General features: G+C 64.4%; 12 protein-coding genes. 7 read left to right on the top strand and 5 right to left on the bottom strand.

The features are described 5' to 3' along the window. Together ACESNG_RS21655 and ACESNG_RS21650 are read left to right on the top strand one after the other, a co-directional pair. Positions 1–893 (top strand): EAL and HDOD domain-containing protein (locus ACESNG_RS21655; protein ID WP_373070811.1); only part of this gene is annotated, 893 nt, incomplete at its 5' end. Between the two features lie 15 nt (positions 894–908). Then, positions 909–1,523 (top strand): hypothetical protein, encoded by a 615-nt coding sequence (locus tag ACESNG_RS21650; protein ID WP_373070809.1) that lies wholly within the window; start codon positions 909–911, stop codon positions 1,521–1,523. Here the strand turns inward: ACESNG_RS21650 and ACESNG_RS21645 are convergent. Beyond that, positions 1,520–2,110 carry a hypothetical protein gene (locus ACESNG_RS21645; protein WP_373070807.1) on the bottom strand — a complete coding sequence of 197 codons (591 nt, stop codon included), beginning with the start codon at positions 2,108–2,110 and terminating at the stop codon, positions 1,520–1,522. The two genes, ACESNG_RS21650 and ACESNG_RS21645, sit on opposite strands and share 4 nt — an antisense overlap. 290 nt (positions 2,111–2,400) lie before the next feature. On the opposite strand from ACESNG_RS21645, the gene ACESNG_RS21640 reads away from it, so the two are divergent. Continuing rightward, positions 2,401–4,623 (top strand): glutamine synthetase III, encoded by a 2,223-nt coding sequence (locus ACESNG_RS21640; protein WP_373060292.1) that lies wholly within the window; start codon positions 2,401–2,403, stop codon positions 4,621–4,623. A 153-nt stretch (positions 4,624–4,776) separates the two neighbouring features. Here the strand turns inward: ACESNG_RS21640 and ACESNG_RS21635 are convergent, their stop codons facing one another. The 3 genes from ACESNG_RS21635 to ACESNG_RS21625 all read right to left on the bottom strand — a co-directional run bounded on the left by ACESNG_RS21635 (position 4,777) and on the right by ACESNG_RS21625 (position 6,530). Continuing rightward, positions 4,777–5,181: a type II toxin-antitoxin system VapC family toxin gene (locus ACESNG_RS21635; RefSeq protein WP_373060294.1), complete on the bottom strand. Its 405-nt coding sequence runs from the start codon at positions 5,179–5,181 to the stop codon at positions 4,777–4,779. Further along, on the bottom strand, positions 5,178–5,543 hold the full coding sequence (locus ACESNG_RS21630; protein WP_373060296.1) for a YlcI/YnfO family protein: 366 nt from the start codon (positions 5,541–5,543) through the stop codon (positions 5,178–5,180). Before ACESNG_RS21630 ends, ACESNG_RS21635 begins: the two co-directional genes overlap by 4 nt. 132 nt (positions 5,544–5,675) lie before the next feature. Then, entirely contained in the window at positions 5,676–6,530 is an 855-nt protein-coding gene (locus ACESNG_RS21625; protein WP_373070805.1) for a methylated-DNA--[protein]-cysteine S-methyltransferase, read from the bottom strand. Positions 6,531–6,735: 205 nt separating this feature from the next. Here ACESNG_RS21625 and ACESNG_RS21620 point away from each other — a divergent pair, with 205 nt between their 5' ends. Continuing rightward, complete coding sequence (locus ACESNG_RS21620; RefSeq protein WP_373060300.1) at positions 6,736–7,131, top strand: luciferase family protein; 396 nt, start codon at positions 6,736–6,738, stop codon at positions 7,129–7,131. A 41-nt stretch (positions 7,132–7,172) separates the two neighbouring features. Here the strand turns inward: ACESNG_RS21620 and ACESNG_RS21615 are convergent, their stop codons facing one another. Then, positions 7,173–7,832: a hypothetical protein gene (locus ACESNG_RS21615; protein ID WP_373060302.1), complete on the bottom strand. Its 660-nt coding sequence runs from the start codon at positions 7,830–7,832 to the stop codon at positions 7,173–7,175. A gap of 80 nt (positions 7,833–7,912) precedes the next feature. On the opposite strand from ACESNG_RS21615, the gene ACESNG_RS21610 reads away from it, so the two are divergent. Genes ACESNG_RS21610 through ACESNG_RS21600 form a run of 3 tightly spaced genes read left to right on the top strand, consistent with a single transcriptional unit; the run spans position 7,913 to position 10,772 of the window. Then, positions 7,913–9,121: an amidohydrolase gene (locus tag ACESNG_RS21610; RefSeq protein ID WP_373070803.1), complete on the top strand. Its 1,209-nt coding sequence runs from the start codon at positions 7,913–7,915 to the stop codon at positions 9,119–9,121. Further along, entirely contained in the window at positions 9,118–9,306 is a 189-nt protein-coding gene (locus tag ACESNG_RS21605) for a DUF3311 domain-containing protein (RefSeq protein ID WP_373060306.1), read from the top strand. The genes ACESNG_RS21610 and ACESNG_RS21605 overlap by 4 nt, the downstream gene beginning before the upstream one ends. Further along, entirely contained in the window at positions 9,303–10,772 is a 1,470-nt protein-coding gene (locus ACESNG_RS21600) for a sodium:solute symporter (RefSeq protein WP_373060308.1), read from the top strand. Before ACESNG_RS21605 ends, ACESNG_RS21600 begins: the two co-directional genes overlap by 4 nt. Positions 10,773–11,072: the final 300 nt, after the last annotated feature.

The raw sequence follows: 11,072 nt of genomic DNA, 5'->3' as shown, positions 1-11,072 counted from the left end.
CGGAGGCGCTGGTTCCGTACGTTTCGTGGGTTCGGATCGATATCGGCAGCGAAAACGCCGTCACGATCGGTCAGATCTGCGATCGGATTACGCAGGGCTTCGGCAAGCACGCCCCGAAGCTGATCGCGACGCAGATTGACGAGCTCGCGCAGTATGAAGTGGTGCTCGGCCTCGGCTTCGACGCGTTTCAGGGCACATTCTTCAGCCGCCCGGAGCCGCTGCCATCGGCGAACATGCCGCAGTCCACGGTCGCCGCGATGCGACTCATGGGCATGGCGCGCGACCAGAAGATCAACGACCGCCAGCTCGAAGACGTCATTTCGACCGATCCGGTGCTGACGTTCCAGCTGTTGCGTCTCGTCAATTCCGCCGCCATCGGCATGCGCGGTGTCAGCTCGATCGGTCAGGCGCTCCGCCTGATCGGACGTACCGCGTTCCTCCGCTGGCTGGCCGTTGCCGTAGCCGCCGCCCGCCGATCGACGAACGGCGTGGATCAGGAACTGGTGCGTCAGGCCGTGGAACGCGGTCGACTGCTCGAACAGCTGGCCGGCGGCCCTCGCGACGGCGGCACCCTGTTCCTGGTTGGCCTGTTTTCGCTGCTCGATGCCGTCTTCCGCATGCCGCTCCCCGAGATTCTTTCGCGGGTCGTGCTCAGCGACGAAGCCAACGGAGCGTTGCTCGACCGCACTGGTCCTTATGCCGACGCCATCAATTTCGCGGAATCGTACGAGCTCGGGCTGTTTGAGAACGCCACCGAAATCGCCAAGGAGATGGGTATCGACCCCGCCAAGGTCGGCGACTTTTACACCAATGCCATCAGCTGGACCGCCGAAGCACTCGACGCGGCGCTCGACGTGCCAGCACCGACGCCGACCACCGCGGGGCGAAGATAGCCTAGCTTTACCTGCATGCCCGCTCCCGCGACCCGGCGACTCGCCACCCTGCTGGCCTTTGCCATTTTCAGCGCTCCGCACGCGGCGGCCAACGCGCAGGCCGCCGCCGAGCTCGCCAGGGAGCTGCCTTCAGAGAGGAGAAAGGCGATGCTGTTCGTCGCGCCGCTCCTGTCGGCCGGATGGTCGCAGACGTTGGGTGCTCCCAAGGCCTGGAAGCGGACCTGGGGCGGATACGGATCGCGCGCGGGCGACCTGTATGGATTCCTTGTGGTAAGAACGAGCGTCCGTTATGTGGTCGACCGTGCCGTGCCGTGGGTCGATGATCGCTCGCCCTGCCTGTCACAACCCGTGTTCTGGGGCCGCGAAGTCGTGATCCGCGCCGGCTGCGCGTTGACGCGTACGACTACGCTGCGCACTTCCGACGGCAACCTGCGCCCGAATCTCCCCTTGCTCACGGGACTTACCGTCGGCACCGCTACGTCCCTCAGCTGGCGCCCCGAACGGCGATCCGCCGTCTCCAGCCGGGCCTTCGTCGCGCAGCGGCTCGCCATCAGCTACGGAGCCACCGTGCTCGTGCGCCTCGTGAAAGACTGGCGCGCCGACGCGAAGGGCGCCCTTAGCCGACGTTAACGCGACGGCATCGGGGGCAGCTGCTGCGCCTGCGCGGCCTTGGCGGCCTCACTCAGTGGCTGCGGTGCGCCCGCCGCGATCGTGAGCCGAATGCGCTCCATCTGTGTTGCCGAGGCGTCGAACAGCACCGCCACCAGATTCCCCGACCAGATCACGTCAGAAGGCACCGACTTCCACGCACCGATCGTGTCGCCGCGCGGGGTCAGTCGGAAGCGGTCCAACGCGGTGACATCCTGGGCCGCGGCCAGCGAGTCGCTGTAGAAGAACGCAACCATCGACGCCGTGAGCCCGATTTTGTAGCGCACGCCGGGCACACTCAGGTACGCGACGTTCATCGAGTCCCCGGCCGGTTTGAAAGCCAACCCCGACTTCACGACACGATCCTCGAGCGCGCACCGCTTCCACGCGCCGTCCCGTGGGCAGGCGGAGTCACTGGGTGTCGCCGGCCGCGCCATCACCGCCACTGGCGGGGGGGTGGTGGTCGAGTCGGTGGTGGCCTTCTCACTGCCGCCGCAAGCTGCCGCCACTGAGAGCCCGACCACCGCGATCGTCCGTCGCGCACCTAAAAGAAGAAATTCAGTTCGCATTCCCCAGTGTACCCCGAGAACTGGCTCGCCGCTGAACAGATCACACAGAGGGAAAGAGAACACAGAGGCGCAGAGAAGAACTTTTCATTGGCTTTTGTTCGGTAAGCGGCACAAATAAGCAGACTCTACAATACTTTTCGAAGAATCAGCAGCTTATATGGTACAATAAGCTCAAAAAGAGTTGGAATTCGTCCCGATTTCAAACATATTTATGCGACTTATGCACGAATCACGGTACAGCGGTCCCGACGCTGGCCGGCGTCCGACTCTCATCTAAAAAACACCTCGCCATGTCCTCCCTGAACAGCTCGCGCATCGCTGCCATGCGCGAAGTGACGCAGCGCCCGGTTCGCATTACGGTCCGGCCGGAAGAAAACGGCGTTCTGCAGCCGACCAGCGCCTGGTACGGCATGAACACCTTCGGGCTGCGCCAGATGCGCGCCAAGATGCCCAAGGACGTTTACAAGAAGCTCGCAGCGTCCATTCGCCTCGGCAAAAAGCTCGATTCCGAGATCGCGCCCGTGGTCGCGCAGGTCATCAAGGAATGGGCGATGTCGCGCGGCGTCACGCACTTCACGCACTGGTTCCAGCCCCAGACCGGCCTCACCGCCGAAAAACATGACGCCTTCCTGAACTTCGACGAGCACAAGCTTCCCATCGAGACGTTCACCGGTGAGCAGCTCATTCAGTCGGAGCCCGATGCGTCCAGCTTTCCGTCGGGTGGATTGCGCGCCACGTGGGAAGCCCGCGGCTACACCGCGTGGAATCCGGCGTCGCCCGTGTTCATCAGCGAGACGGGTGGCGTCAAGTATCTCTGCATCCCGTCGGTCTTCATCGGCTACAACGGTGAAGCGCTCGACGAAATGACGCCGCTGTTGCGCAGCTCTGACGTGCTGTCGCAGCGCGCCATGGAACTACTCGAACTCATCGGCGACAGCGACGTGCTGCGCGTGAATACCACGCTCGGCGTCGAGCAGGAATTCTTCATCATCGACCGCTCGCACTTCGCACTTCGCCCGGACCTCGTCATGGCGGCGCGCTCGCTGGTGGGCGCACCGCCGCCGCGTGGCCAGCAGCTCGAAGACCACTACTTCGGTGGTATCCCCGAGCGCGTGCAGGCGTGCATCAGCGAAGTCGAGCACGAGCTCTACAAGCTTGGCGTGCCGATCGTCACGCGTCACAACGAAGTCGCGCCATCGCAGTTCGAAATGGCGCCGATCTTCGAAGACACCGACATTGCCGTCGATCACAACCATCTCGTGATGAGCGTATTGCGCAAGATCGCGCTGCGTCACGGACTGCAGGCCATCGTGCACGAGAAGCCGTTCGCCGGCATCAACGGCTCGGGCAAGCACTGCAACTGGTCGCTCTCGATCACGTCCGACAACCAGCTCGACGGCACCAACCTGCTCAAGCCGGGCAAGACGCCGCACCAGAACATCCGCTTCCTCGTGTTCCTGGCCGCCGTGCTGAAGGGAGTGCACAAGCACGCCGGTCTGCTCCGCGCCGGCATCGCCGTGAGCGGCAACGAACATCGGCTCGGTGCCAACGAAGCGCCGCCCGCGATCATCTCGGCCTTCCTGGGCTCGGGACTCACGCAGGTCGTCGAAGACATCGCCGCCGGCAAGACGTCGCCCAAGAATGCAGAGCAGGCCATGCTGAAGCTCGGCGTGGCAAAGCTTCCGGAAGTCCAGCAGGACAACACCGACCGCAATCGCACATCGCCCTTCGCCTTCACAGGCGCGAAGTTCGAGTTCCGCGCGGTCGGCGCGTCACAGAGCATCGCGTTCCCTGTCATGCTGCTGCAGGCCGCTGTGGCGGAGGCGCTCGGTGAGATCATCGAACAGCTCAAGGCAGAGCTCAAGACCAGCAAGAGCACCGACGACGCTGCGCTCAAGGTTGCCGCGAAAGCCTTCAAGGAATCGGCCGCCGTACGCTTCGAAGGAAACAACTACTCCGACGAGTGGGTGGTCGAAGCGAGGCAGCGTGGGTTGCTCAACCTGCGTCGTACGCCGGAAGCGCTCGCCCAGCTGCGCACCGACGCCGCCATCGCGCTGTTCAAGAACACGAACATTCTCACCGCAATCGAACTCGAGAGCCGCTACCATGTGCGTCTCGAGCGCTACGTGAAAGACATCCTGATCGAGCTGCATACGATGCAGCAGATGATCGACACGCAGGTACTGCCGGCCGCCTACGCGTATCTCGGGCAGCTTGCCACATCGGCTGGACAGGGTGCCGCTGCCGGGATCAACATGCAGCCCATCGTCGACGCCGCGAACTCGGTCTCGAAGCTGGTGGCCACGCTACAGAAGAAACGCGCCGAACTCGCCAAGGTGATCACCAAGGCCGAGCACATGCACGATGACCTCGATAGTCAGGCCAACTATCTCACTACCACCGGCTGCGACACGATGGGCGAAGTGCGCGACGCGGCCGATGCCATCGAACTCTCGATCGGCGACGCGTACTGGCCGCTACCGCGTTACCGCGAGATGCTGTTTCCGGTGTGATCTGGGAACTGCCAATGGCGTAGGAGGCAGGGAGGAGGGTCTCAGGGGGGAGGAGGCAGGGAACCGCGACGCGGCCTGCTTTCTCCCCCCTGTGGTGTACCGCCCTTCCCCCTCGGCGGTTGGCAGTTTTTCCCTGCTACCTCTCGTCGAATGTCAGTACGGCATCAGCGCCAGATCCGTCTGCGAAAAGTCATTCCCCTTGCACAGCACCGGCAGACGCATCGACTTGGCGACACCGTAGCACAGACAATCCCCAAAATTGAGTACGGCCGGTGCGCCGACGCTTTTGCCGAATCGACGATACGCCGCGCGTGCGGCATCGGCAGCGGCCGGTGTCATGGCGACACTGCGGACAGACAACCGCTGCAGCAACGCGTCCAGCGCCAGTTCACCGTCGGTTCCAAGACGCGCGAACACCACGATGCCGGCCTCCGCCAACGTCGGCGCCGCTACGTAGCGCTCGCGTGTGCCTTCGAGCGCTCGGACCATGGGAATCGCTTCAGGTTCGCCAAGAAGCATCGCCAACAAAGCCGACGAGTCGATCACGACAGCGCTCATGTTGGCAGGCCGAATGCGTCGTAGCCAAGAATCTCGTCGCTGCTGCGCCGATCACGCAGCGGCAGTCGCCGCACATACTCCTGAATGTCGGCCACTCGCGCGGCCAAAGCGTCGGGTGCGTCTGGTGCGTCGCCGGTATCGTATGCATCCGCGGAGGCATCACGCAGGTCCGACAGGTGCGCGTCGCCATAGCGCGGCGTGGCCTCTCCGACTCGCATACCGGTGCCCCTCACGGCACCCTGCGCCAGCTCGGATCGCACGCCATCCTCGATGAGCTGCGTCAGCGTGCGGCCGGTGCGACGCGCGTGACGCTTGGCCTCGTCAAGGATCTCAGCAGGAAGCCGAACGGTGGTGCGTTGCATATGTCAATTATGTCAATGTATGCTTCATATGTCAACTCCCTAGGAAGCAGGGGGGAGGGTTTCAGGGGGCAGGAAGCAGGTGAACCGCGCGCCGTTGCTGCCTCCTGCCCCCTGAAACCCTCCCCCTCTTTCCTAAGGTGTTCGCAGTTTCTCCCCCCGCAGCAAGCACTCCTTCCGTTCCAACCCCCACGCGTATCCGCCCAAGCTTCCGTCAGCCCGCACCACGCGATGACATGGCACCACCATCGCCACCGGATTCGCACCGCACGCCGTGCCGACCGCGCGCACCGCCTTCGGTGCACCGATGCGCGCGGCGAGCTCCGCATACGTAATCGTTTCGCCGCGCGGGATGCGCTGCAGCTCACGCCACACGCGCTGCTGAAACGCCGTACCGCGCAGATCGAGTGGCAACGCATCCAGCAGCGCGTGTGACAGCGCGGCACCACTCGCCAGCGCGACCACACACGCGCTGACGTCGCCGAGCGCAGCGTCGTCGCGCACGAGTTCGGCCGCCGGCAACGAAACCCTCAACGTGTCATCGAGCATCAACGGATCGTCGCCGAGTATCACGCGATGCACACCACGCGACGTCATCGCGACCAACACGAAACCAAGGGCGCACGGCACGATCGTGTAGAACACCATTTCGCCGGCCGCGCCGCGACGCAGTGCGCCCGGTGACATCCCCAAGTGCGCCGACGCAGCGATGTACGCGCTCGGCAACGAGTCGAACCCGGCATCGAACGCGGCGCTCGAGACCGACTCGCTCGACCTGAGTGCGGTGCGCAGTCGTTCGCTGCGCTGTGCACGCTGCCACGCGGCGGGCGTGCATCCCACGAGGCGCGTGAACACACGTTGCAGATGGGCCCGACTCACGTCGAGCTCGCGGGCCAGCTGTTTCACCGTCATCGCGTTTTCCTCCAGCAGACTGATCGCCCGCACGACCATCGGCGTGTGCCTCGCATCGCTGCCGGTCCGGCCGCGCACGGGGCCCGCCCTCCACCGCGGTTCGATCGTTCCACCAGGAGCGGTATTTGTCGGAGCCATATTGGACGATACGGGGTGCGCTGCCGCGCCGCGACACGATTCGTCTCCGCAAACCCCGACACAGCCGATTGCTCGCCTTCCTCGGAACACGCCTGCATTCTCGATCAGCGCTCCAACGGGTCCACGTCTTGCACTGGTGACGTGCATGGGCACCACTGACCTCGGCGAACGTGTCGCCGGCATCGTGAAGCACTGGGATGGCGTAGAAGTACGGCCGTATCGCTTCGGCGGCTTCGAGCTGCGTGTGGCCCATCGGGAAATCGGACACGTCCATCTAGGCGGTGTCGCGGATCTGCTGATGACGGTGCGGATGCGTCGCGACCTCGTGGCCGCCGGTCGCGCTGAACCGCACCGCACCCAGCCGCACTCGGGCTGGATCAGCTTTCGCATGCGGAGTGAGCACGACGTCCCGGCCGCGGTCAACCTCTTCCGGCTCAACTACAAGCGGCTTCGTGGTATTGTGCAACCGCGATCGCTCACGTTCTTCCTGACCACTCCCAGGTTGCTGGCCGACCGCATTTCTGATAAGCCTGCGTCTTAGCGACCGCAGAGAGCAACGACCGCGGGGCGTCGCGATGCCGTTTACGTCGGCGAATCAGCGCGCTCAACGAGCGCCGGCGCCCGGTTCGACATCAGTTGCGTCACGAAACGCTGCCCTTCGGAGATACGCTCGATCTCGATAGCCACGGCGTCCACCGCTTGTTCGATTCGCTCGAGACGGGCCGTGCCCTCCAGCAACTGCGGACTCGGTTTCGGCTGATTCGCGCGCTTCGTCATCATGCGCGCCGCCGCCAACGCCAGCGGTCCCCACACCATCACAATCGAGACAATCGAAATCGCCGTGAGCTGTCCGGAGCTGAACGGACCGTAGCGTTGTACTGCCGCTTCCTCATTGACCAGTTCGCCCGGCGCACGAGCGAGTTCGCGGCCATTGAAGGCAATGTCCCGCTCCAGCTGCACAATGCGCTCGTCCATCACCGCAAGACGCTGCTCCAGCCCCTTCGCGCCGGGCCCCGAGGTGCGTAGCAGCTCCTTCGACACTTCGTCTCGGCGCTCCTGGACCGACGAGAGCTGACGGGACAGCTCGGTGCGCTTCGCCTTGAGCGCACCGACATCGGCCGCAGAAAGCGGCTTCGTATTGAACGAAATCTCGGTGCCGCCGGACGTCACGCCGACGGGCACCTGGGGAACCGGTGGCGGAGATGGGGCCGGCGGCGCGGATGCGGGTTGCAGTAAGACCATGATCAAACCTACGCAAAGAAGCGGAAAGCGGTTACATCACTAGTCACGCGCAAGACTCCACCCGTGCCTCATCCGTGACCATGACGACTGCCACTCATTCGTCGGCGCTCGACGCCGCGGCTTTGCTCCACGAGGCCCACCAGCTCGCGCCCCAGGTTGTCGACTGGCGCCGCGCGCTACACCGTCGTCCCGAAGTCGCCTTCCAGGAGCACGAAACCGCCCGGTTTATCCGGCAGGTGCTCGAGCACGTCGGCGACCTCCAGATCTCACGCCCCACCGAGACCAGCGTGATGGCGCGTCTGGTCACCGGCCGGCCGGGGCCAGTGCTCGCCGTGCGGGCCGACATCGATGCGCTCCCGATCCACGAGGAGAATGACGTCGAGTACCGTTCGCAGACCGACGGTGCCATGCACGCCTGTGGGCACGACGGACACACGTCGATCGCGCTGGGCCTCGTGACCCTTTTGGCGCGCCACCGTGGTCAGCTGCGCGGCGAAGTCCGTTTCATCTTCCAACACGCTGAAGAGCTCGCGCCTGGCGGTGCCGAAGCGATGGTGCAACAGGGCGTGATGGACGGTGTCGATCAGGTCATCGGTCTCCATGTGTGGTCGGCCATGCCGGTCGGACGCATCGGGTTGATCTCGGGTCCGGCCATGGCGGCCCCCGACACCTTCGAGTGCACGATCACCGGCAGGGGCGGACACGCCGCGATTCCGCACGGCACGATCGACCCCATCGCCGTCGGCGCGCAGGTGGTCTCGGCCCTGCAACATATCGTGTCGCGCACCGTCGATCCCCTCGATCCGGTGGTCGTGTCGGTCACGCAGTTCATCGCCGGTACCACGTTCAACGTCATTCCCAACACCGCCTATCTCGCCGGCACCGTGCGCACCTTCGATCCCATGCTGCGCACCACCGTGCCCATCACGATGGAACGCATCATCAAGGGCGTGACCAGCGCCTTCGGCGCCACGTACGCGTTTCGCTATCAACCGGGATACCGTCCGGTGGTCAACGATCCGGCCCTTACGGCGCGACTCACCGACGTGGTCACGCGCACCTTCGGCGCGGACACGCTGATCGACATGCGTCCTACCATGGGCGGCGAAGACTTCTCGGCGTACCAGCAGCGGGCACCGGGCGTGTTTGCCTTCATCGGGGCCGGCAACGTGGACGTCGGCATCGACTTCCCACATCATCACCCGCGCTTTCAGATCGACGAGCGGTCGCTCGACATCGGTCTGCGGTATCTCACCGCCGCCACCCTCGACCTACTCGGTTCGGCGTGAACAAACCGTACCGACTGCTGGCGGTTGTTCCGGCGGTCGCGATTCTCGGCGCACCGTGGTTTGCGAACCGCATCGAACCGCGCATCCTCGGCATGCCGTTCCTGCTCGGCTGGATCGTGTTCTGGGTGCTCATGTCGTCTGTGGTCATGGCGATCATCGGCGCCCTCGACCGTCGTGATCCATGATGATCTCGCTGGGAATTCTGTCCGCCACCCTGTTGGTGGCGTTGCTGCTCTGCGTGCGCGGCGCACGCAGCACGAGCGGCAGCACGAATCTCGAACAATGGAGCGTGGGTAATCGCGGGTTCGGCACGACGCTCGTGTTTATGCTACTGGCCGGAGAGATCTACACGACCTTTACGTTTCTTGGCGGCAGTGGCTGGGCCTACGGACGCGGCGCGCCCGCGTTCTACATCATCGGCTACGGTACCGTTGCGTACATCATGTCGTACTGGCTGCTACCCGCGATCTGGAAGCGCGGCACCGCGTGGAAGGTGCTCTCACAATCGGAGTACTTTACCCGAGCCTACGGCAGTCGTGCGCTGGGCAACGTGGTGACCGTGGTGAGCATCGCGGCACTCATGCCGTATCTCGTGCTGCAGCTCAAGGGTCTCGGCATCATCGTGTCGGAGTCGTCGTACGGCGCGATCAGCGCCACCGCCGCCATCTGGATCGGCACCACCGCGATGGTCATTTACGTGGTGCTGTCCGGCGTGAAAGGATCGGTCATGACCGCGGCGCTCAAGGACGCGATGGTCCTGTTGTGCGTAGTCGGACTTGGTATTGCGCTGCCGTACAAGTTGCACGGCGGCATCGGGCCGATGTTCACGCGCATTGCCGCCGAACGTCCTGATTTCCTGACGCTGCCGGCGAACGGGATGTCGCCAAGCTGGTTCGCCAGCACCGTGTGTCTTACCGTGCTGGGTTTCTACATGTGGCCGCACACCTTCGGCTCGGTGTTCACCGCCCGAGACGCGTCGGTGTTTCGCCGCAATGCCGCGCTGATGCCGCTGTATCAGCTGGTGCTGCTGTTCGTGTTCTTCATCGGATTCGCCGCCTTGCTGTCGGTGCCGGGGCTCACGGGCGCCGATGTCGATCTCGCGCTGCTACGCGTCACGCGCAATACCTTCGGCCCATGGATCGTGGGACTCGTGGGCGCGGCGGGGCTGCTCACCGCGCTCGTGCCGGGTTCGCTCATTCTCATGAGTATTGCGACCACGCTCGCGCGCATACTCCGTCCGCCGCGCGAAGGGCAGCCCGCCGATTCCGCCACGCGTGCGCGCCTGCTCGTACCGTTGCTGGCTGGCATCGCGCTGTTCTTCACCTTCCATGGGGGCAGCACGCTCGTCACGCTGTTGCTCATGGCGTACAGCATGGTTACCCAGCTCTTCCCCGCGCTGCTCGCCTCGCTGCTGCCGCAGGCGCGCATCACCGCCACCGGTGCCATCGCCGGCATCCTCGTAGGCGAGGCCGCCGTCGCCGTCACCACACTCGGCGACGTTTCGATGGCCTCGCTTCTGCAAGGCTGGCCACACAGCGTCACCGACATCAATGCAGGCTTTCTGGCCCTCGTGCTGAACGTGATCACGATGATCGCCATCAGTGCCGCCTTCCCGCACACCACGAACGGACCGCAACGCGTCGCGGATTGAGTGCTTCCGCTCGTTGACCGCCTCACTGACCAAGCCGCTAATTGGTGCGTAGTGCCGTCGTGCGGTGTACAACACGTGTTCCTCGTGGAACAGGTTCTGAATGATCTGCGGTCGCTTCCGGCGGCGGAAGAGATGTCGGCCTACACGGGAGCCATCATCTCGGCCACAGCATCACGCGAACGTCTGCCTTGTTCTCCGCCACGAACAGTTTCGCGAGACGCGAAGCACAGCGAAACTGATCAATACGGGCATCGCGTCGCCGGACCCGGGCGCGCCGAACCACCACTCCTGTGGTTGCGG

This window comes from Gemmatimonas sp. (assembly GCF_041689975.1).
Lineage (GTDB): Bacteria > Gemmatimonadota > Gemmatimonadetes > Gemmatimonadales > Gemmatimonadaceae > Gemmatimonas.
The sequence above is the reverse complement of the archived record's forward strand: the minus strand, read 5'-3'. Positions and strand labels throughout refer to the sequence as shown.

What these genes read in the sequence shown, in the direction of transcription:
- ACESNG_RS21620 (WP_373060300.1), top strand. Translation starts at nt 6,736, where the DNA reads ATGGGCACCACTGACCTCGGCGAACGTGTCGCCGGCATCGTGAAGCAC.
- ACESNG_RS21615 (WP_373060302.1), bottom strand. Translation starts at nt 7,832, where the DNA reads ATGGTCTTACTGCAACCCGCATCCGCGCCGCCGGCCCCATCTCCGCCA.
- ACESNG_RS21630 (WP_373060296.1), bottom strand. Translation starts at nt 5,543, where the DNA reads ATGCAACGCACCACCGTTCGGCTTCCTGCTGAGATCCTTGACGAGGCC.
- ACESNG_RS21600 (WP_373060308.1), top strand. Translation starts at nt 9,303, where the DNA reads ATGATGATCTCGCTGGGAATTCTGTCCGCCACCCTGTTGGTGGCGTTG.
- ACESNG_RS21635 (WP_373060294.1), bottom strand. Translation starts at nt 5,181, where the DNA reads ATGAGCGCTGTCGTGATCGACTCGTCGGCTTTGTTGGCGATGCTTCTT.
- ACESNG_RS21645 (WP_373070807.1), bottom strand. Translation starts at nt 2,110, where the DNA reads ATGCGAACTGAATTTCTTCTTTTAGGTGCGCGACGGACGATCGCGGTG.
- ACESNG_RS21610 (WP_373070803.1), top strand. Translation starts at nt 7,913, where the DNA reads ATGACGACTGCCACTCATTCGTCGGCGCTCGACGCCGCGGCTTTGCTC.
- ACESNG_RS21650 (WP_373070809.1), top strand. Translation starts at nt 909, where the DNA reads ATGCCCGCTCCCGCGACCCGGCGACTCGCCACCCTGCTGGCCTTTGCC.
- ACESNG_RS21640 (WP_373060292.1), top strand. Translation starts at nt 2,401, where the DNA reads ATGTCCTCCCTGAACAGCTCGCGCATCGCTGCCATGCGCGAAGTGACG.